This window comes from Pedobacter sp. ASV28 (genome assembly GCF_016428855.1).
Classification (GTDB): Bacteria; Bacteroidota; Bacteroidia; order Sphingobacteriales; family Sphingobacteriaceae; genus Pedobacter.
Map to the genome: position 1 here is coordinate 1 of NZ_JAELTN010000034.1, position 21,973 is coordinate 21,973.

The 21,973-nt window shown below is 39.2% G+C and carries 14 protein-coding genes; 6 read left to right on the forward strand and 8 right to left on the reverse strand.

Annotated features, from left to right (window positions below; genetic code table 11):
* Window positions 1-144 precede the first annotated feature (144 nt).
* From ggt to JHD79_RS13380, 3 genes are all read left to right on the forward strand, one after another.
* Complete coding sequence (gene ggt, locus JHD79_RS13370; RefSeq protein WP_199119802.1) at window positions 145-1,872, forward strand: gamma-glutamyltransferase; 1,728 nt, start codon at window positions 145-147, stop codon at window positions 1,870-1,872.
* Between the two features lie 140 nt (window positions 1,873-2,012).
* A complete protein-coding gene (locus JHD79_RS13375) occupies window positions 2,013-3,722 on the forward strand; it encodes a DUF885 family protein (RefSeq protein WP_199119803.1) in 1,710 nt (569 codons plus the stop codon).
* Window positions 3,723-3,945: 223 nt separating this feature from the next.
* The gene (locus tag JHD79_RS13380; RefSeq protein WP_199119804.1) at window positions 3,946-5,268 is read left to right on the forward strand and encodes an OmpA family protein; all 1,323 of its coding nucleotides are present in this window, start codon (window positions 3,946-3,948) and stop codon (window positions 5,266-5,268) included.
* Between the two features lie 83 nt (window positions 5,269-5,351).
* Here JHD79_RS13380 and JHD79_RS13385 read toward each other — a convergent pair whose 3' ends face one another.
* From JHD79_RS13385 to JHD79_RS13420, 8 genes are all read right to left on the reverse strand, one after another.
* On the reverse strand, window positions 5,352-5,843 hold the full coding sequence (locus tag JHD79_RS13385) for a hypothetical protein (RefSeq protein WP_199119805.1): 492 nt from the start codon (window positions 5,841-5,843) through the stop codon (window positions 5,352-5,354).
* Window positions 5,844-5,924: 81 nt separating this feature from the next.
* Window positions 5,925-7,982, reverse strand: a complete 2,058-nt coding sequence (locus tag JHD79_RS13390; RefSeq protein WP_199119806.1) for a glycoside hydrolase family 2 protein — start codon at window positions 7,980-7,982, stop codon at window positions 5,925-5,927.
* Between the two features lie 10 nt (window positions 7,983-7,992).
* Complete coding sequence (locus JHD79_RS13395; protein WP_233164701.1) at window positions 7,993-9,429, reverse strand: alpha-L-fucosidase; 1,437 nt, start codon at window positions 9,427-9,429, stop codon at window positions 7,993-7,995.
* Between the two features lie 64 nt (window positions 9,430-9,493).
* Window positions 9,494-10,693 carry a glycoside hydrolase family 88 protein gene (locus JHD79_RS13400; RefSeq protein WP_199119808.1) on the reverse strand — a complete coding sequence of 400 codons (1,200 nt, stop codon included), beginning with the start codon at window positions 10,691-10,693 and terminating at the stop codon, window positions 9,494-9,496.
* 198 nt (window positions 10,694-10,891) lie between these two features.
* On the reverse strand, window positions 10,892-12,580 hold the full coding sequence (locus tag JHD79_RS13405) for a sodium/sugar symporter (RefSeq protein WP_199119809.1): 1,689 nt from the start codon (window positions 12,578-12,580) through the stop codon (window positions 10,892-10,894).
* A gap of 136 nt (window positions 12,581-12,716) precedes the next feature.
* Window positions 12,717-14,048 (reverse strand): xylose isomerase, encoded by a 1,332-nt coding sequence (xylA, locus tag JHD79_RS13410; RefSeq protein WP_199119810.1) that lies wholly within the window; start codon window positions 14,046-14,048, stop codon window positions 12,717-12,719.
* A complete protein-coding gene (locus tag JHD79_RS13415; RefSeq protein ID WP_199119811.1) occupies window positions 14,045-15,553 on the reverse strand; it encodes a xylulokinase in 1,509 nt (502 codons plus the stop codon). The genes xylA and JHD79_RS13415 overlap by 4 nt, the downstream gene beginning before the upstream one ends.
* Window positions 15,554-15,703: 150 nt before the next feature.
* A complete protein-coding gene (locus JHD79_RS13420) occupies window positions 15,704-16,723 on the reverse strand; it encodes a LacI family DNA-binding transcriptional regulator (protein WP_199119812.1) in 1,020 nt (339 codons plus the stop codon).
* 163 nt (window positions 16,724-16,886) lie between these two features.
* On the opposite strand from JHD79_RS13420, the gene JHD79_RS13425 reads away from it, so the two are divergent.
* From JHD79_RS13425 to JHD79_RS13435, 3 genes are read left to right on the forward strand one after another with little or no spacing between them, the layout of a single operon-like run.
* The gene (locus tag JHD79_RS13425) at window positions 16,887-17,927 is read left to right on the forward strand and encodes a LacI family DNA-binding transcriptional regulator (RefSeq protein WP_199119813.1); all 1,041 of its coding nucleotides are present in this window, start codon (window positions 16,887-16,889) and stop codon (window positions 17,925-17,927) included.
* A 42-nt stretch (window positions 17,928-17,969) separates the two neighbouring features.
* The gene (locus tag JHD79_RS13430) at window positions 17,970-19,100 is read left to right on the forward strand and encodes an endo-1,4-beta-xylanase (RefSeq protein ID WP_233164702.1); all 1,131 of its coding nucleotides are present in this window, start codon (window positions 17,970-17,972) and stop codon (window positions 19,098-19,100) included.
* A 2-nt stretch (window positions 19,101-19,102) separates the two neighbouring features.
* Complete coding sequence (locus JHD79_RS13435) at window positions 19,103-21,955, forward strand: glycosyl hydrolase 115 family protein (RefSeq protein ID WP_199119814.1); 2,853 nt, start codon at window positions 19,103-19,105, stop codon at window positions 21,953-21,955.
* Window positions 21,956-21,973: the final 18 nt, after the last annotated feature.

The following is a 21,973-nucleotide window of genomic DNA, read 5'->3' on the forward strand; positions in this document are numbered from 1 at the left end:
GTATCAAACGCCGCCTATTTTGAGGGTGTCGCCAAAAGCCTTTGGAATGGAGTATTAATGGAGGGGAACTTACGCCAAAATTGAGTTTGAAGAGAAAAGTTATTTTAGAAAAAAATAAAGACATTATAGAAAAAATATATAAAGATGCAGAAAATTATCATCCCTAGATTTAGTAAGGTGTTTAAACCCAAAACCCTAATTGTATTTGCTTTTATTTTAAATTACAGTTGTGTAAGTGGCCAATTAGGTCAAAATAATAGTGGAGAATATAAAAATGGAGCTGTTGTATCTGCCCATCCAGAAGCAACAGCAGTGGGAGTAGAAATTCTTAAAAAGGGAGGTAATGCAGTAGATGCAGCTGTTGCAGTACAATTTGCATTGGCGGTGGTATATCCAAATGCAGGAAATATAGGTGGTGGAGGTTTTCTGGTCTATCGTTCCGCTAAAGGAGAGATCAATTCATTGGACTTTAGGGAGAAAGGCCCCGGCCTGGCTACCAAAGACATGTTTTTGGATGAGCAGGGAAATGCAATTACCAATAAAAGTTTATATGGACATTTAGCTTCTGGTGTACCGGGATCGGTATCTGGAATGGTGGAGGCGCATAAGAAATACGGTAAGCTTAAATGGGCAGACCTGGTTGAGCCCGCTTATAAATTAGCGGCAAATGGATTTAAGATAACGGCTAAGCAGGCAGGAGAGTTGAATAGGATGAAGTCAAAATTTCAACAGTTTAACCCACTAGGTACTGCATTGATTAAAGATCGAGGTGATTGGGCCACTGGCGATTTGCTTATCCAAAAGGAACTGGCAAATACGTTGAAACTGATCAAAGAAAAAGGAAATGCCGGATTTTATGAAGGAGCGGTGGCAGATTCTATTGTTGCTGAAATGAAACGTGGGGGAGGAATCATCAGTAAAGCCGACCTGAAAAACTATAAAGCAGTTTGGAGAACGCCTATTGTAGGTAATTATAGAGGTTACAAAGTCATTACCATGCCACCAACATCAAGCGGAGGTATAGCGCTACTACAACTTTTACAGGCAGTAGAACCTTATCCATTAAGCAGATGGGGACTGAATGCCGATTCGACCATTCAATTGATGGTGGAAGCTGAGCGAAGGGTGTATGCAGATAGGGCGAAACATTTAGGCGATCCTGATTTTTGGGCTGTACCGCAAAAACAGTTACTGGAAAACAGTTATAATAAAAATCGAATGTCAAACTTTACCTGGGATAAGGCAACGCCAAGTTCGGCTATAGCAGCAGGTAATGTTGGAGCAAAGGAAAGCGAGCAGACGACACACTTTTCCATTGTAGATAGAGAGGGAAATGCCGTATCATTGACCACAACGATTAATGCTGCATATGGTTCGTTGGTGGTGGTAAAAGGCGCAGGGTTTTTGTTGAATAATGAAATGGACGATTTCTCTGTAAAGCCTGGTACACCCAATCTTTTTGGCTTGGTTGGAGGTGAAGCGAATGCCGTAGCTCCAAATAAAAGAATGTTGAGCTCTATGACACCAACTATCTTGGAAAAAGATGGTCAGTTATTTATGGTAGTGGGTACACCAGGTGGTTCAACCATTATTACTTCTGTTTTTCAAACCATATTAAATGTAATAGATTTTGGTAAATCTATGCAGGCCGCTGTGGATGCCAAAAAGTTTCATCACCAGTGGTTGCCAGATAGGGTTGATGTAGAAGAAGGAGCGCTGGATAGCGCTACACAACAGAAATTGGAAGCCAAAGGATACACCATTTTCAAAAGGGGATCGATTGGTAGGGTAGATGCCATTTTAAGGACCAAATGGGGCAGTTATCAAACTGGTGCAGATCCAAGAGGAGATGATGCTGCTGGTGGTTGGTAAGGCTAAAGCAAGTTAAAAAACAATAAGTTGAGCGAGGTTTTCCCTAATAAGCATGTTTAGGAAAGCCTCGCTTTTTTATTTGCTTTTATTATGTGTGAAGAAATGAGTATTTTGTGATGAACAAATGAACAATTCTATACATGCGTAAGTTATTCCCTGTTATATCATTGCTGCTCTTTGTGGCACATCCCTTATTTGCTCAAGTCAATGAAGCAAGCTCGATAATGCCCTATATTAACCAATACCAGGCTGATGAGCAAATGCTGAAAAGAAAATACCCACTTAAACAATCACCAGAATACCTAGACCGGATGGATCGTTTTTATGAGGACTGGTTGACCAAGATAAAAAAGATAGCATTTGATCAGCTTACAGTAAATGAACGGGTAGATTACCTGCTCTTAAAAAGAGATATCAATGCCGACTTAAGGGAAAATAAAGAAGCTTTGGAAACTTTTATTTTAACCAAATTTAGCATTCCATTTGCATTGGCTATTTCCAATTTTGAACAAAAGCGTAGAGTAGGAGCGCAGCAGGATGGCCTAAAAACTGCAGCGATGTTCGATCAGTTGGCAAAAGATATTGAAAAGATCGAAAAAACAGTTAAAAAAGGGGAGTTGACCTTAACACCAACACAATTAAAATGGATAGGTGGGACATTGAGCCAATATCAAAGGGTATTTGTCGATTCCTATAAGTTTTATGATGGTTATGATCCACAGTTTACCAAGGCGACTAAAACTGATTATCATCATGTGGTGGAAGCTTTGAAGAATTATGCTGAAACTGTTAAAGGCCTGTCCATTAAATATCAGCATGATGATGATGGTAGTGGGATTATTGGAAATCCTATAGGAAAGGAAGCATTTGAAACCTTATTAAAAGAGGAGATGTTGGCTTATACTCCTGCACAATTGGAAGCTATAGCACTAAAAGAATTTGCCTGGTGCGATAAAGAAATGTTAAAAGCTTCTAAGCAAATGGGCTTTGGTAAAGATTGGAAAAAGGCACTGGAGAAAGTGAAGAATGATTATCCGGCCTTAGGTAAACAGCCAGAACTTGTTTATGGTTTAGCTCAGGAAGCAATAGACTTTATACAGCAAAATAAACTAATAGAAGTGCCCGAGCTGGCAAAGGAAGGCTGGAGTATGCATATGCTAAGTCCACAGCAACAACTGTATGCGCCATTTTTTCTTGGCGGAGAGTCGGTGTTAATTGCCTATCCTACCGAAGATATGAGTGAAGAAGTTAAGCTAATGACGATGCGAGGCAATAATAAACATTTTTCGAGGGCAGTGGTTTTTCACGAATTAATTCCTGGACATAACCTTCAGTATTTTATGCAAAATAGATATAAACCCTATCGTAAGGTTTTTTCAACACCATTTTGGACAGAAGGTTGGTCTTTATATTGGGAAATGTTGTTATGGGATCATCAATTTGCCAAAACTCCTGAAGATAAGATCGGGATGCTTTTTTGGCGTATGCATCGTTGTGCCCGTATCATTTTTTCAATGAATTATCATTTAGGAAAATGGACACCCAAGCAGTGTATTGATTTTTTGGTAGAGCGAGTAGGCTTTGAACGCTCTAATGCTGCGGCAGAGGTAAGAAGATCTTTTACGGGGAATTATGGACCTCTTTATCAGATAGGCTATATGCTTGGAGGATTACAGTTTAGTGCACTTCATAAAGAATTGGTAGAGACTGGGAAAATGTCAAATGTCGAGTTCCATGAAAGAATATTAAAAGAGAATACCATGCCGGTAGAAATGGTGAGGGCAATTTTAACAAATCAGGAGTTAAAAGAAGATCATGCTACAAGTTGGAAATTTGCGGGTAGTTTATAATAATGGAACAAGGGCGTAGTTCATTTACCCATACATATTTGAGCTGTTGTACAACAAATAGTGTACAGCAAAATGAACACTTATTGCAACGGAACTATTTTATATTTATTATGCGGAATTGCCATCTAATGCGGTTTTAATTATATTTTATAGATTTAAGGTTTGTTTTTGGTACAGGTATTGACAAATTGTTGGTAATTAACAAACTTATAAAATCAATATTATGAAACTAAAATTCTTACAATTCTTTCCGGTAGCATTAGCTGGATTAATAATGTGTAGTAACGTTCATGCCCAAGAAACCAATATGGGGGTAAAACCATCACTTAGCACTTGGTCAATAGGTCTTAACGGAGGAGTGTTAACTGGTATATCGCCCCTTGGCGGCCAAAATGACTTTTCACATTGGAAAGCAAGCTTGGGTTATGGCCTTTATATCAAGAAACAAATTTCTCCTGGATTTTCACTGCGTTTAGATGGAGTTAGGGGCAAGGTAAAAGGCGACAATTCGAAGCCATATAATGATGGTACCATAAATAGTAGTACAATCGGCTCCTATAATACTGACCTGAGGTATTCAGCAAGTTTAAGTGCACAATTGAACATGGTAAACTGGAGTATGTTCAGTCAGCAAAATAATGCGCAACTTTATGCACTTGCTGGAGGTGGTTTTGTTAACTACAAAACAACCACTACTCCCACTGGCTCGTCAACAGAAACAACAGGTCCTGCTGTAAATAAGATGATTATTCCAGTAGGCGTTGGGGCAAAGTTTCGTTTGTCTGAAGGTGTTAACTTCGATTTAGGTTGGACCATTAACTTTGTTGATGGAGATACTTTTGATGGTTATGCTAGGGGAAGTAACGATAAGTATAATTATGGTTATGCAGGCTTAGAGTTTGCATTGGGCAAAGGAAAACAACTTGCTTTCTTTAGCCCTACTGCAGCCACTTACGAAGAAGCCTTAGCGGCTAAAAATACAGCCAATGCCTTAAGGTCGGATTTGGATGCACAAAAAGCAGAAAACGCAAGGTTACGTTCAGAAATGAATGACCTACTAAAAGATAGTGATGGCGATGGTGTGGCAGATAAATTGGATAAATGCCCTAATACACCAGCTGGTACCGTGGTAGATGGTTCGGGTTGTCCTTTAAAAGTTCCTGCACCCCAAATTACCGAAAAAGTGATTATTACGGAAGCAGATCGTAAAGTGGTAAAAGATGCCATTTCTAATCTTGAGTTTGATTTGGGCAAAGCAACAATTCGTGCCAAATCATACGAAACTTTAAATAGGGTAGCTGCCTTATTGGTGGAGAAAAACTTCAGCTTAAAATTGGCAGGCCATACCGATATTACTGGTTCTAGAGAACTTAATTTACGTTTGTCTAAAGAAAGAGCGGAAGCTGTAAAGGCATATTTAGTATCTCAGGGAGCCAATGCTTCTCGTATAGAAGCCACCGGTTATGGCCCAGATCAGCCTATTGCGACCAATAAAACCGCGGCAGGCCGTCAACAGAACAGAAGGGTAGAGTTCACACTTTACTAATCACACTGATATTGACCTTGAAAAGCATAAAAAATTACGCCCCAATAATTGGGGCGTAATTTTTTTAAGTTATAATGAAATAATCAATAGCCTTTTTCCTGACATTCCATAATTGTAAAAGTAAATTTTCCCCTTTCAAAATTGATAGGCTTGTCTTTTACGAAATAGGATTTCCCCAAAGAAGTTTCAATTTGTCCTACACCCATGATCAGTTTTCCATCTTTTTTTAGGAATGCAAGTGGATTAGAATATATTGTGGAGTTTTTTCCAGTTTTGAAGGTGTAATCAACAAATAAGGTATCTCCTTTGAAACGGCCATCTATGGTGCCATCGTTTTTAGGTTTTCCATGGTAGTTAATTAATAGCTTTCCTTCTACCTTAGAGGAATCGATGATGTTTAATTGTAAATCGGCACTGTCTTTTTCATAGGCTGCCGAATAACATTCTTTTAGGGTGTCGATAAGTTCCTTTTTTTTCTCCTTTTTTTCCGTAGCTGCTTGGTTACCATTTTGGGTACAGCCCCACCATGCAGCGCATAGTGCAGACATTGCTAGAAGTACAAATTTCTTTTTCATAATTATAAAGTGTTTTGAATGAGTTAAACCAATAAGTTAGTGAAAAGTTTTTGTACACAAGTAATTAGTAATGTTGGAAAACTAAATAAGCTCCCAAATCAATTCGTCGCTATAACGCTGGTCCTTATTTTTTACGATTGTTTTAATCTTGTTTTTCCCCTTTTTCAATTTTACGTTTTCAAATACATAATGCACTGCTGTGCCTTTAACCACAGATCGTATATTTAATTTTTTACCATTCAAATATAATGAGGGTTCACCTTGGTTGGAATATACGGTAACCGGAGTGAGGGCATTTTTACGTTTAATGGTCCTTCTTTCTGTTAGGTAAACAACCGGTTCCTTGCTCCAGTTGGCCTTATACCAATAGAAAACATCTTTTTTTAAAACCCTGTCGAATGAAACCAAACCTTTCATATTCCTTGCCACTAAGCTTCCACGGTTCCACATCGGCGTGGCGAAGTCAAACATATTCCATACGTAAGAAGCCGTTATGTAGGGGTTTTTAGCAATAATTGCCCATTGTTGTTCATGTGTTTTGGTTTCAAAATTTTCGGGATATATAGGTGAAGAATAGTCCCAGTTTTCGGGCAAGGTAGATTGCTCCTGTTGTTGAAGAATATTTCCATCAGCACCATATTCTGATAGGATCACAATGTCATCAGGATAGTCTTTTTTTAAGTTTTTTGCCCACTTCTCTAAATCATTAATTTTTGATTCGTACCATCCATAGTAACGGTTCATGCCTTGTATATCGGTATTCAGATTGGTAGGCCTTTCCATCTCGCCATAACCACTAACGGCTACAGTATAGCGATAGGGATCAATTCGTTTTGCCAAATCATTTAGGTCGCGGGTCAGTACTGCGGGATAATCAGCAGGGGTTTTTCCATAGACTTCATTATGTAATCCCCATATATAGATGGACGGGTGGTTATAATTTTGTTTAATCAACTCTTCCAACTGTTGTTTGGCATTGGCTGCTTCTTCTCTGGTGAAAGTGTTAACGAATGGAATTTCTGCCCAAACCATAAAGCCTAGAGAGTCTGATTTGGCATACATATATTCAGCTTGTTGGTAGTGTGCCAGGCGTAGTGTGGTGGTACCCATTTCTTTGATAATGGCCAAATCTTCCTGGTGTTGGCCATTACTTAGCGCATTGCCATATTGCCACCTGTCCTGATGACGACACACCCCATACATGGGATAAGGTTTATGATTTAAAAACATCCCTTTTCCTGCTACCATTTCAAATTTTCTAATTCCTAAAGGTTGAATTACTTCGTCTATAATCTTTCCTTCTTGCAGAATTTGTGTAATTACCTTGTATAGATAGGGATAGTTTATACCTTCCCACAGTATAGGGTTGTTGAGCGTGAAATTTTGTGTGAGTTCTTGCCTGCCTAAAGTACTTAATTTATAAGCGCTTGCTTTTTCATAGTATACCGAACCATTTTGACGGTAAACCGTATTTTTGATTTCAATGTTGGCGGGCTGTCCAGTAGTGTTTTCCACTTTGGCGGTGATGCTGATGCTGGCAGCTGTATGGCTTACCTCTTTTTGGGAAATGTAAATTCCCGAAGAGGCATAATCGGTAGTGGTAATGTTAATAGGATTGGTAATAATTAGGCTAACTGGCCTATAGATGCCGCCATAAATGCCAAAAAGAAAATGATTTACAGGAATGATATCTCTTCTAGCTTTGTTGCTAACCTTTACTAAAAAGTTGTTCTTTTTGCCCAAAATAACGGCATGGGAAATATCGAAACAAAAAGCACTATATGAACCTTGGTGAGAGCCGATGAGTTTGTTGTTAATGTATAGCTCTGCCACTTGACCAACCCCCTCAAACCTGATGAAAATGCGTTTGTTCTTTAACTGGGGTTCGAATAAAAATTCTTTCCCATAAAGTGCCTCGCCCTCATAGAAATTTTTACCTAGTTGCATATCTGTGTCGTTCCAAGTGTGTGGTAAGGTAATGTTCAGCCAATTCACACTTTTATTCGCCGTGTCTGCCGATTTTTTAAATTTCCAATTACTGTTAAAATCGATGGATGATCGGCCGTTTTGGGCATTGCTTTTCGAACTGGTTAAGACGAATAACAAGAGACATAGTATGGGAAGATATCTGAAATTCATAATGAACGGGTTAAATTTTTGAATCTCCATAATCCTTTTTGTCTTTATCAAGTTGCTTAAGCTCAAAAACAATTACAAAAGGATCCTTGGCATGAAAATGATCAGGGATTGTCACATCATAATAAATGTTTTGATCTCGGTCCAGCCCCATGTCTGTGCGCTTTAGAGCTAAAGGGTTCATATTGGATAACAAATTGGCTTTTGATGGAGCGCTGCCAAAGTTTTTTGGGATGGCGATACGTACGAGGCGATTTAAAGGTAGATTGAAAACGGTAAGGAATAATTTATTGTCTTTCTTGGTAAAATAACCATAATCTGGCTTGGGCAGATTGGCATAGGTTGTTCCATAGACGGCTTCATGGTTTATATCCATCCAGGCTCCTAATTTGACGGCCACATTGTCTTCTTCATCTCTAATGTTGCCTTTGCCGTCTGGTCCAAAATTGATAACGAGATTGCCATTCATAGAAACGGCATGCATCAGCATATCTGTTAAATCATAAGGGGTCTTAATGTAAGAGGATTGCCAATCGCTATTGTAACCCCACTGGTTAGGGGGTATGGTCATTACCGCATCCCAATCGTTGGTTTTAACAAGATCAATGTGGGCCGGTAATTTGCGCTCCCAACCTTGCTCGTAATCTCCCATCATTCTGCCATTCGAGTCGAAATGTCTTTTCCCATAATCATCGGCACGAAAACGACTGCCAATAATTAAACCGGGGTGAAGTTCGCGTAATTCTTTTTCCAATTCATTTGTAAATGCAGCCTGTTTAATCCATGCGGCATCCCAAGAACCATCAAACCATAATCCCTTGGCTTTAGGGTATCGGTCTAACAGTTCTATCAACTGGTTACGGGTAAATTTTTTAAACCTTTCATAAGCCATGCTATCTGCCTGATTTTTTGGGATTGAACTGCTGTAGCCAGAATGATTCCAGTCTATGATGGAGAAATAAAGATAAACATCAATCCCCTCGGCATCATAGGCTTCTACTATTTCTTTAACAATGTCTTTTCGATAAGGTGTATTGGCAATGGTATAATTAGTGTATTTGCTAGGCCATAGACAAAAACCGTCGTGATGTTTGGTGGTGAAAATGACATATTTTGCTCCCATTGTCTTGGCCTGTTTGGCCCATTCACTTGCTTTAAAACTGACTGGGTTAAACTGCTTGTAAAGCTGGTCATAAATTGACTTCCAATCTTTAGGGGAAGCTGGGCCACTCCATGTCCGAATCCATTCTGAGGCACCGTGGTAAGTTTTGTTCTCCCAATGACCGCCTGGGATGGCGTAAACGCCCCAATGTATAAATTGTCCTAACCCATAATCACGCCATCTTTGCATCATTGTATCCTTACGAGCGCTAATGCGATGGGCTCCATATCTTAAAGGGATAGTATCGTTTTTTGAATTGTCATTTTGCTGTGCATAGGCAAAATTCATGTTCAAAATAATAGCGGCAACAAAGCTAAATGTTCGGCAACAAAATTTCATAGGAAATGGATACTTATAGATACCAATTTTTATATCGATGTAAGGCTTCTAAAAAGTAATAATCTGCATAGGTTAGTGGAACATCTATTTCGTTCTGGTGCGGCATAGAGCCTACGCTATGCATCAAAATAAAGCCCCCATTTTCACCCAGCTTGGCCTTGTACTTATCGCTGGCTACATTTAGCAGTATTTGTTTGGCGGTGTTCACGTAATGATTTCTTTTCTGTTTGTTATATTGGGCCAATTCTAAAAGTGCAGAAGCATTAATGGTAGCTGCCGAAACGTCACGTAAAGCATTAGGGATACCAGGGGCATTAAAATCCCAGTAAGGTATTTTATCGGCAGGAAGATTGGGATTGGTTAATATAAATTTTGCAATGTGGTTGGCTTGATCCAAATATTTTTTATCTTTTGTAAAGCGGTACATTAAGGTGTAGCCGTATAGCGCCCAACTTTGACCTCGGCTCCAAGCTGACTCGTCTGCGGCTCCTTGATGGGTTAGCTTTTTGATCACCTTGCCATTTGCCATGTCGTAATCAACTACATGATAAGAGCTGAAATCTGATCTAAAATGATTTTTTAAAGTACTATCTGCATGACTGATGGCAATTTCCCAATATTTTTTATTGTCTGTTGTTTTGCTGGCCCAACACAATAGTTCTAAATTCATCATGTTATCAATAATTACGGGGCCTTGGAATTTTGAGGTTGAATTCCATGATTGGATAACGCCTGCCTTTTCCCTAAAGCGGGTAGAGAGAGAGGCTGCTGCAGTATCTATTGTGGAAATGTATTTTTTATCTTTTAAAATACGATAGGCGTTGCCAAAGCTGCAATACATCATAAAACCAAGGTCGTGATTCCCGGTATAGTGCTTCTCTTTTTCTAGGATATTCAATCTTTTTTTTGCCTCATTTAAAATGGAGGTGTCTTGGGTGTATTCATAAATGTATAATAATGTCCCAGGGTAAAAGCCACTGCACCACCATTTTGTGCTACTGGTTTCTGATTTTCCGGTGGTCTTGTCATATGTTTTGGGCATACGGTCGCTAGGTGTATTTTTGGCTAAATAGCCATATTGTTTAGCGGCAAAGTCAAATTGGTCTTTAATGAAATTTTTCATGTCTATTTGACTTTCTCTACTTTGTTGGGCAGAAGCCTTGATAAATAGGCAAGAAGTGAATGCTAATGAAAATAGAAGTTTTTTGATCATATCTTAAGGTTTGGTCTTTGGGAACTAGTTATTTATAACGTGTCTCAGCCCTAAAATATCTACTAAAAATCGGTTAAGCAATTTAATCTTTACGCAAACGTTTGATTTGCTGTGTCGGAGAATGCCACTTCGTTGGGTATTTACATAAATAAAAAAAGCACCTTTTTAAGGTGCTTTTTTTATTGTTTTTTGATTTGATTACCAATAAAGTGTATATAGTGCAATAATAATTCCGATTACAATCAGTGCACCAACTGTAAATTTAGAATCGGTCTTGAACATTTTGGCATCCACCTCAAGCCCTTTAGGAACAACTCCTTTTTTGTTCTCGATAATACTAATGATGTACATCCCTATAGCACAGAAAAGAAAAACAAAGCCCATCCTGTCTATAAATGGAATTTCGTAAAGCATAGTGCCATTTTCTTGTTTCACCAATTTAGAAAAGCCCATGCCTTCTAAGAAACCTAAGTCGACCATTAATGGAAGTTTTTTAAGGAGTACAGATAAAGAGAAACCTCCTAATGTTGCAAATAATGCGGCATTAGAGGTTGTCTTTTTCCAGAAAAAGCCTAAAATGAACATGGCGAAAATTCCTGGTGAAAAGAAGCCGGTGTATTCTTGGATAAACTGGAAGCCTCCTTTTTTGTCAATACCTAGATGAGGGGCAATAATAACGCCCAATATCATAGCAACAACAATAGTTATCTTGCCAACGCCAACCAATGTTTTCTCATTGGCATTTTTATTGATTGCTTTTTTATACACATCAAGTGTGAAAATGGTGGCTATACTGTTGGCTTTCCCAGCTAAAGAGGCAACAACTGCTGCGGTTAGGGCAGCAAAGGAAAGTCCTTTTAACCCTGCAGGTAAAAGATTTAATAGTACAGGATACGCTCTATCGGGATTAACCGATCCATCTTGCATCATCTCCGTTTGGAAAGCTCCTTCTTTATATAGAACGTAAGCGGCAATTCCTGGTAAAACCACTATAATTGGCATTAAAAGTTTCAAGAATGCAGCAAATAAGATTCCTCTTCGAGCTGTTTTTAGGTCGGCTCCTAAGGCCCTCTGTGTAATGTATTGGTTACAGCCCCAGTAGTTTAGGTTTACAATCCACATACCGCCAATCAATACAGAAAGTCCAGGTAGATCAATGTAATTCTCATTGTCTGGTTTTAATATCATGTGAAAGTGTTCAGATGCTTTGTTGGTCATTAGACCATAGCCTTCCAATATTCCTTTTGTACCGTAATGGTCTGAAACGAGATTTAGGGCCAGATAAGTGGTGGCCAATCCACCCAGAATTAGGAAAAAAACTTGTATTACGTCTGTAAAACCAATGACTTTCATTCCTCCAAGGGTAATGATAATCGCAAATACTGCAATGGCATACATACAGTAGGTAAGGTCAAAGCCCGAGATACTACTTACGGCAAGTGCACCCAAATAGAGAATTGAGGTAAGATTTACCACGACATAAAGCAATAGCCAAAAAATAGCCATGATCATGGCCACCGTTCCGTTGTAACGTTGGTTTAGAAATTGCGGCATGGTGGCAATATTGTTCTTCAAGTAGACCGGGATAAAAAATACGGCAACTACAATTAAGGTTGCCGCGGCCATCCATTCGTAGGTTGCAATAGCAAGTCCCATTTTAAAGCCCGATCCGCTCATGCCAATAAATTGCTCTGCGGAAATATTAGAGGCGATTAAGGATGCGCCGATAGCCCACCAAGTTAAAGATCCTTCTGCAAGGAAATAATCTTTGGAATCTGAAGTTGCGGATTTCTTTTTGTAATAGATGTAAAGCCCGTAAGCGGCAACAATTACAAAATATACAAAGAACACGATATAGTCCTTTATATCTAATACATTATTGTTCATTTATTTTTGGTTTATTTTTAGGTTAGTGTTTTTGATTAAACAATCAAATGTATGGTTCGTAATTTAAAATTACAAATAGTATAGTGTAAAAAGTACACTCAGGTTTTAAAAGTGCCTAAGTGTACTTTTGCAGAGGTTAGATATACCTATTGATTAAGTTTTCCAGGTATTCCTGTTTCCCGCTTCTCGTTAAAGGTTCTCCATTTTCAACGGCATAGTTTCTCAGGTCTTGCAAGCTAAGTTTGCCTTGCTCAAACTCGGCACCTTTTCCACTGTCGAAAGAAGCATACCTTTCTGCCCTTATTTTTTTGTAATCCGATTTTTGCAAAATGTTGTCAGCAGTAATTAAAGCCCTAGCAAAAATATCCATCCCTCCAATATGTGCATAGAACAGATCTGTCTGATCGGTAGAATTTCTACGGATTTTGGCGTCAAAATTTACTCCGCCTCCTTGTAAACCTCCTCCTTCTAAAATGATCAGCATAGATTCGGTCAATTCATTGATATCATTTGGAAACTGGTCAGTGTCCCATCCATTTTGGTAGTCTCCACGGTTGGCATCAATTGAGCCCAATAGGCCAGAATCAACAGCAACCTGTAGTTCATGCTGAAAGGTGTGTCCAGCTAAAGTAGCATGGTTTACTTCCAGATTTAGTTTGAAATCTTCCATCAGGCCATATTGTTGCAAGAAAGATTTCACGGTAGCTGCATCATAGTCATATTGGTGTTTTGAAGGCTCACAAGGCTTAGGCTCGATAAAGAAAGTGCCTTTAAAGCCATTTTTTCGGGCATAATCTTTTGCACTGTGAAGAAATGTTGCCAAATGCTCTTGCTCGCGTTTCATGTTGGTGTTCAATAAGCTCATATAGCCTTCTCTACCGCCCCAGAAAACATAATTTTCTCCGCCAAGGGCAATGGTAGCATCCAATGCCGCTTTTACTTGTGCGGCCCCATGAGCTAACACATGGAAATCGGGGTTTGTGGCTGCCCCATTCATATAACGATGGTGGCTAAAAAGATTTGCTGTACCCCAAAGTAGCTTAACGCCACTTTCTGCTTGTTTTTGTTTGGCATAATCTACTATAGCCTGTAAACGTCTTTCATTTTCAGCTATATTGTCAGTGTAGTCTACTAAATCTACATCGTGGAAGCAATAATAAGGCAATTGCATTTTGGTGATGAACTCGAAGGCAGCGTCCATTTTATCCTTTGCTCGCTCCACAGCGTCTTTTTTTGTATTCCATGGGAAAATATGTGTCGGTCCGCCAAATGGATCAGAACCATCGCCATTAAATGAATGCCAGTAGGCACAAGCAAATTTGAAGTGTTCATTCATGGTCTTTCCTGACACTATCTTGTCTGCATCGTACCATCTAAAGGCAAGTGGATTGTCACTATGTAAACCTTCAAACTTGATTTGATCTATTCCTGTAAAAAATTCTTTTTCTCCTTTAACTACTTTTGTCATTGTATTTCTGATTTTTTAGGTTCTGTATGCTGTAATGTTTGTTTTAGTATCTCCTTCCACTCTTGGTAGATAGGTTCGTAAGTTTTTGTGTGTAATGGACTTATATGTTCTAGTATTTCATGTTTAGTAAAGGCTTCTTCTATGTTCTTGAATAGACCTGCACCAATGCCAGCGCCTATTGCTGCGCCTACACTGCCATTGTTGTCGTATAGTTCTATGGGAACTCCGGTGACATCAACAAAAGTCTGGGCAAAAAGATCACTTAGAAAAAGATTGGCTTTTCCTGCCCTGATCACCTGAGGCTGCATGCCATTTTCTCTCATAATATCCAGCCCGTATCTAAAGGCAAATGCAATGCCCTCCTGAACAGCCCTGAAAATGTGAGATTGTTGATGGGTGTTTAAGTCAATGCCAATCAACTGTGCGCCTGTGTATTTGTTGTTGAGCATACGCTCTGCCCCATTGCCAAAGGGTAGAACTTTTAAAGATTTACTGCCAATTGGCGCTTGTGAGGCGATATGATTGATTTCGGTATAGCTAAGCTGGGGCGCAAAATTATGTTTTGCCCATCTGTACATACTACCTGTTCCGTTGATACATAGCAGTACACCAGTATAGGCTTGTTCTTCGCTATAGTTAACATGGGCAAAACTATTTACCCTCGATTGTTTGTCATAAGTTAAGCTGTCGCTAATGCCATAGATGACACCAGAAGTTCCTGCTGTAGCAGCAACCTCACCCGGCCGAAGTACATTGAGCGAGAGGGCATTGTTGGGCTGATCGCCAGCTTTGTAACTCACTATGACATCTGAGGAGAGTCCCAATGAATGGGCAACTTCCCTTTTTATAGTGCCATGTGAGGAAAATAAAGGTTTTATCTCGGGAATTAACTGTTGATCTAATCCATAATATTTGAGAAGTTCATCCGAAAGCTGGTTCTTTTTGAAATCCCAAAAAATACCTTCCGAAAGGGAAGAGATGTTGGTCGTGATCTCACCGGTAAGCTTCATGGCAATAAAATCTCCAGGGAGCATCATTTTATAAACTTGTTCATAGACCTCGGGCTCATTTTGTTTTACCCAAGCAAGTTTTGAAGCAGTAAAGTTACCTGGCGAGTTAAGCAGGCTTTTCAAGGTTTTATCATGGCCAAGTTCGTCAAATGCTTTGTTTCCAAGCTCAACAGCTCTGCTGTCGCACCAAATGATACTGTCTCTGAGTACATTTTGCGATTTGTCAACAATAACTAACCCATGCATCTGGTAACCTATGCCTATTGCTTTTATTTCTTTTGGATTGAAAAGCTTGGTGGCATTTAATTTCAAGATTGCTTTTTGGGTATGCTCCCACCAATCTAAGGGAGATTGTTCTGCCCATCCAGGGAATAGTGACTTTATGGACGTTTCATCGTCAGGATATTGTGCAGTTGCAACACTCTTTTGAGTTTCGATGTCAACTACTGCAACCTTAATAGACGAAGTGCCTATGTCGATACCTAATAAATACATTTATAGATAGATTTTTTATTATAGTTATGCAAACGGTTGCATAAAGATAGATGTTAAATTAACAATGTCAAATATTTTCTGAAAAGTTTTCGTTAATGTGGCCTTAAAGTGTACTGTAGGAAATGTTTTATGCAACAAGTAGCAGCTTACTTATGTCTTTAGATCTGTTGATTGTCGTTCAACTAAGGAAGGAGCTAATACAATATGCTTAATGTTTTGGTATGGATTAGCCTGTTGGACCATTTCCAAAAATAATTTAGCACATGCTGTACCCATTTGGTTTGGATGTTGGTCAATGGTCGATAGATTAGGGGTAATATAGGCAGAGAAAGCTTCGTTGGCAAATCCTATAACGCCAATTTTTGGTGGAGTTTCATCAATTTCCTTTAGTTTTTTGATGACACCCAAAGCAGTAAAGTCATCTCCAGCGATAATGGCGTCGGGTTTGTTTGTTGCACGCATAAGTTTACCAGCGCCAAACCTTCCATCCTTGATAGATAGCCCACCGAAAATGATATTCTCCTCATTAATGGGTAACTCGTTATCGGCCAATGCGGCCTTGTAGCCTTTTAGCCTATCATTAAAAATTCTAATCTGGTGTACGGTGGTTACGTAAGCAATGTTTTTATAGCCTTGATCTATAAGGTGCTGGGTGGCCATATACCCTGCTTTATAATCGTCTAGTGTAACCGTGGGCACTTTTAACTTTTCATGTACCCGATCGAATAAGATTAAAGGCTTATTCTGTTTAATGACTTCCGCGAAGTGGGATACATCTTCTGTTTCAAGTGATAGAGAAGCCATAATCCCATCTACTTGCGCTTCAAGTAGGGTTTTTACCCCGTTAATTTCGGCATTTAATGATTCGTTAGATTGATAAAGGATGACCCGATAGCCACTATCTTTCAATCCTTCTTCAATACTATGGATAATGGAAGCAAAGAAATGCGCCTGTACGCTCGGCACAATTAGGCCTATGATGTAGGTCTTCCCCGATTTTAGGGCTGAAGCTAAACGGTTTGGACTGTAGTTTAAACGTTTGGCCGCAGCAAATACAGCTTCTCTTGTCGCATCGCTAATGGCTGCAAAACCACTTAATGCCCTCGAAACCGTAGAAACGGTCACATTTAGTTCTTTGGCAATGTCATAAATCGTGGTTTTCTTTTTCAAATTAGCAAATGCTCTATAGATAGCTTCAGCAAACTAAATAAAAATAACTGCATTATGCAACAATTAAGTTGAATTTGTTTTTATTTCATGCAACCGATTGCAATTTTAACAATTTTAATTTACTTTAGTCTTCGAAACCTTTGGTAGACCTATTGAATAACGTATGAATAACAAAGAAGTAACCATATATGACATTGCTGATAAATTAGCTATTTCTGCAGCAACGGTAAGCAGGGCTTTGCAAGATCACCCGGCTGTTAATAAGAAAACAAAGCAGCGAATAAATGAACTGGCTATAGAACTTGGCTATCGCTCCAATAAGTTTGCGAGCAATTTACGTACGAAAAGAACAAATACATTAGGACTGATCGTGCCCCGGCTGAACAGTCTTTTTATGTCTTCGGTAATTTCCGGAATAGAGAAGGTGGCAAATGGCGCAGGTTACAATCTGATCATTAGCCAATCTTTTGAGCAGGAATTAAAAGAAAAGACAAATGCCATAACCATGTTCAACAACAGGGTAGATGCTTTGATCGTTTCACTGGCCGCCGATACGAGCGATTATGCCCACTTTGAATCATTTATGAAGAAAAATATCCCTATTGTGTTTTTTGATCGTGTACCCGAGCAAATAGATACGACAAAAGTGCTCATAGATAATTTTGCTGCGGGTTATAAAGCCACACAACATCTTATTGAGCAGGGGTATAGGCTAATTGTACATATAACAGGTAATAGAATGCGTAATGTTTATCGCGAAAGGTTTGAAGGATATAGGCAAGCTTTGGCAGATGCCCATCTTCCTTTCGATGAAGATATGGTCATTAGCAATGATCTATCTGAACAGGCTATACAAGAAGCCATTGAGCATAATTTACTGAAAAGAGAAAAGCTTCCTGATGCGCTTTTTATTTCCAACGATTCTTCCGCAGCATTTGCACTAAGTATTCTAAAGGGAAAAGGGCTGAGAATTCCTGAGGATATGGCCATAGTGGGTTTTAATAATGATCTGATCTCAAAAGTGACAGAGCCCCCCATTACCACTATTCATTATCCGGGAATTGAGATGGGGGAAAGTATTGCCAGAATTCTGATCGATTACCTCAATGGGCAAGGCGATCTGAGCTTTACGAGTAAAATATTTCTTGAAACGGAATTGGTGGTAAGGGGCTCCTCTGTAAAGGACATATCAGCCCTTACTTAAGGAAGTAAAGTTTCTTTACCAATCATAACTAACCAAATATAAATGAACAAAAAAGACTATTTATCGGGACTGATGGGCTGCAAGATCATCTGTTGTATGCTGATCTTGTTGCTATGTGCTGCTTGTAGGGTGAAGCAAACAGAAGCAAATTACCAGCAAGATAAAAGGGGGCTAAAAGATTTCTATAAAAATTATTTTTCCATTGGTGTTGCAGTGGCCCAGCGTAACCTGATTGGCGATGAGGCTAACTTGATTAAAAGACATTTTAATAGCATTACTGCCGAGAATGCCATGAAAATGGAAGCGTTGCAGCCAAAGGAAGGTGTTTTTAATTGGAGAGCAGCAGATTCTATTGTAAGTTTTGCACTTAGCAATCAGATTAAAATAAGGGGACATAACCTTTGCTGGCACGAACAGGTTCCCAATTGGTTCTTTGTAGGCCCAAGTGGTGCACAAGCTTCAAAAGAATTATTGTTGCAGCGTTTGAGAACGCATATCCATACGGTTGTGGAGCGATATAAGGGGAAAATCTATGCTTGGGATGTGGTAAATGAGGTGATTGACGATGATCCGGCTAAATACTTTCGCAACTCCAAGTGGTACCAGATTGCAGGGGAGGATTTTATAATCAAAGCTTTTGAATATGCGCATGAAGCAGATCCTGAAGCAAAGCTTTATTACAATGACTATAATACCGAGCGCCCTGAGAAAAGAGATCGGATTTATAAACTGCTAAAAAAATTGAAAGAAAAAAATGTACCCATAGATGGCGTGGGCTTACAGGCGCATTGGTCCATCTTTGAACCATCGCAGGTAGACTTGGAGGCGGCCATTGAGAAATACAGTTCATTAGGATTAAAAATACAGTTTACCGAACTAGATATGTCTATTTATGCTTGGGAAAAGAACAAAAGAGAAAAGAAACCTAATGAATCGGATGTGTACACCCCAACAATAGAGGCACAGCAAAGCGCACAATATAAAATGGTTTTTGATACTTTCAGAAAGTACAGGGAGGTGATTACCAATGTTACGTTCTGGAATGTTTCTGATCGGTATACTTGGCTAGATGAGTACCCTGTAAGAGGTAGGAAAAACCATCCTCTATTGTTTGATGCTGCGTTACAACCAAAGCAAGCCTATTGGCAAATCATCAATTTTAATCGCAAATAATCATGAAGAAACTTTTTTTTATAATGAGCTGCTTAGTATGGTGCTACAACTGTTTGGCAGCTGGCTTAGATCCGATAATTACCAAAAAGTATACACCAGCAAGTTTTGCGATTGCCGAAAAAGGGAAGTCTGCAACTTTGATGGTGAGCGAGAATGATTGGGCCGGAGTAAAAAGAGCTGTTCAGGACCTACAGGGAGACCTATTAAAAGTAACCGGGCTTCAAACCAGGCTACTGGTCGATCAAACGGTCTCTTCGGCCATTATCATAGGTACCATTGGAAACAGTAAGCTGATAGATGCATTGATTGAAAAAGGAAAGATCAATGTGGCGGGTGTAGCTGGCAAATGGGAGAGCGGTTTAATCCAGGTGGTGATGAACCCCTTGCCAGGTATAGACAGTGCATTGGTGATAGCCGGAAGTGATAAAAGAGGAACTATTTATGGTGTTTATGAGTTGAGCTATCAAATTGGGGTTTCCCCGTGGCATTATTGGGCAGATGTGGTCCCACAAAAAAGTTCAGCCCTATATGTAGTTTCAGGACGTCATGTGATGGCTTCTCCTGCAGTAAAATATAGAGGGATATTTTTAAATGACGAAGCCCCTGCATTATCTGGTTGGAGCTATAAAACATTTGGCGGGTTCAACAGTAAGTTTTATGCCAAGGTTTTTGAACTCATTCTTCGGTTAAAAGGTAATTATTTATGGCCTGCCATGTGGGGCAATGCATTTAATGACGATGATAAACTGAATCCCATTTTGGCTGATGAATATGGCGTAGTAATAGGGACCTCTCATCATGAACCATTAACCAGAGCACATGACGAATGGAAGCGGTTTAAAGGTGGAAAATGGAATTATGACCAAAATCCTGAGCAGTTAAGGGCATTCTGGGAAACAGGATTACAGCGAGTTGTAGATAAAGAACAGATTATTACCGTGGGGATGCGTGGTGATGGTGATGAGCCCATGACAGAAGGCACGGCTACGGCCTTGCTGGAAAAAATAGTGAAAGACCAGCGTGAAATTATAGAAAAGGTAACAAAAAAAACAGCAGATCAAACGCCGCAGCTTTGGGCATTATATAAGGAAGTACAGGATTACTACGATAAAGGAATGAGGGTGCCAGATGATGTTACCTTATTGTTGTGCGATGATAATTGGGGTAATATTCGTAAACTGCCCAGGTTGAGTGAGAAGCTGCATCCGGGAGGTTATGGTATCTATTATCACTTCGATTATGTGGGCGACCCAAGAAACTACAAATGGATCAATACCAATCCAATCCAAAAAATATGGGAGCAAATGAATTTGGCCTATCGTTATAATGCCAACCAGATTTGGATTGTGAATGTAGGTGATCTAAAGCCTATGGAATTTCCGATAGAGTTTTTTTTGGATTATGCTTGGGCACCTGATGCTATTCCTGCAGAAAAATTGAAGCAATATACAATTGATTGGGCAACAAAGCAGTTTGGGCCAACCTATGCACTCCAAATAGCAGATGTGATGGATGCCTACACCAAATATAATGGTCGTGTAAAACCAGAATTGCTCAATCAAAATACCTATAGCTTGGTCAATTACCATGAATTTGAACAGGTGGTGGCAGATTTTAAGCAGATAGAGCAACAGGCAAGGTATATTTATGAAAATATGCCTATAGAGCTGAAGGATGCCTATTATCAATTGGTTTTGCATCCAGTGGAGGCCAGTGCCAATTTAAATGAGCTATATTATGTACTGGCCAAAAATAAATTATATGCCAAGCAGGGAAGGTCTTTAGCTAATGCAATGGCCTTAAAGGCCGATAGTTTATTTGAAAGAGATGCGAAGATCAGCTATTATTATAATAACATAATGGCAAATGGCAAATGGAAGCATATGATGGACCAAACCCATATTGGTTACACAGGATGGCAACAGCCAGAGAAAAATATCATGCCCAAAACTTATCAGATCGATGTACAGAAAACGGCTTTGGGTCTGGCTATAGAGGGTAGTGAAAACTCTTGGACGGGTAAAGTTACCGTGACTGATACTTTGCCAGTGTTTAATTTTTATAATAATGATCCAAGTTACTATATCGAGCTGTTTAATCAAGGGAATGGAGCAATTAAGTATGATATAAAGGCACCTGCATATCTTCTTATAGCGGAAAGATCTGGATATATTACAACGGAAAAAAGATTAAACATTAAGGTAGATTGGGCTAAGGCACCTAAAGGTAAAAATAGTATAAACGTAATCATATCGGCTTCCGATGGCTCAAAAATCAATGTGCCGATCACGATAGATCATCAGATTATCGAATCTAAGAATGATAGTTTTTTTGTAGAAAACAATGGTTATATCAGTATAGAGGCAGTCAATTACCATAGAGCGGTAAATGTTGCGCCTGTATTTTGGAAAACTTTGGAAAATTATGGTAAAACTAATGGAGGAATGATCGTTGTTCCGGTAACTGCAAAAGAACAGCAACTAGATAAAAGCGGGCCATATCTAGCTTATGATATCTATATAGATAAAGCTGGCGATCATACTTTGCATACTTTCATTTCCCCGACTATAGATTTCACCCATACTGATGGCTTAAAGTTTGGCATATCTGTAGACGATGAAATGCCAGTGATGGTCAACATCAGTAAAGATTATAATGATGAGGCTGCTTGGCGTAAATCAGTGGCGGAAAGCATCAAAATATTTAAAACTTCACTCCGTATTTATAAACCGGGAAAACACACTTTAAAATACTGGATGGTTAGCCCAGGTGTGGTGCTACAAAAGATGGTGGTTGACCTTGGAGGGCTAAAATCTAGCTTTCTTGGTCCGCAAGAAAGCTTTAAAGTAAAATAGAAACCTTTTATAAACAAT

Coding starts and splice junctions, on each gene's coding strand:
- JHD79_RS13425 (WP_199119813.1), top strand. CDS start 16,887: ATGAATAACAAAGAAGTAACCATATATGACATTGCTGATAAATTAGCT.
- JHD79_RS13435 (WP_199119814.1), top strand. CDS start 19,103: ATGAAGAAACTTTTTTTTATAATGAGCTGCTTAGTATGGTGCTACAAC.
- xylA (WP_199119810.1), bottom strand. CDS start 14,048: ATGACAAAAGTAGTTAAAGGAGAAAAAGAATTTTTTACAGGAATAGAT.
- JHD79_RS13395 (WP_233164701.1), bottom strand. CDS start 9,429: ATGAATTTTGCCTATGCACAGCAAAATGACAATTCAAAAAACGATACT.
- JHD79_RS13430 (WP_233164702.1), top strand. CDS start 17,970: ATGAACAAAAAAGACTATTTATCGGGACTGATGGGCTGCAAGATCATC.
- JHD79_RS13385 (WP_199119805.1), bottom strand. CDS start 5,843: ATGAAAAAGAAATTTGTACTTCTAGCAATGTCTGCACTATGCGCTGCA.
- JHD79_RS13405 (WP_199119809.1), bottom strand. CDS start 12,580: ATGAACAATAATGTATTAGATATAAAGGACTATATCGTGTTCTTTGTA.
- ggt (WP_199119802.1), top strand. CDS start 145: ATGCAGAAAATTATCATCCCTAGATTTAGTAAGGTGTTTAAACCCAAA.
- JHD79_RS13380 (WP_199119804.1), top strand. CDS start 3,946: ATGAAACTAAAATTCTTACAATTCTTTCCGGTAGCATTAGCTGGATTA.
- JHD79_RS13390 (WP_199119806.1), bottom strand. CDS start 7,982: ATGAATTTCAGATATCTTCCCATACTATGTCTCTTGTTATTCGTCTTA.
- JHD79_RS13415 (WP_199119811.1), bottom strand. CDS start 15,553: ATGTATTTATTAGGTATCGACATAGGCACTTCGTCTATTAAGGTTGCA.
- JHD79_RS13400 (WP_199119808.1), bottom strand. CDS start 10,693: ATGATCAAAAAACTTCTATTTTCATTAGCATTCACTTCTTGCCTATTT.
- JHD79_RS13375 (WP_199119803.1), top strand. CDS start 2,013: ATGCGTAAGTTATTCCCTGTTATATCATTGCTGCTCTTTGTGGCACAT.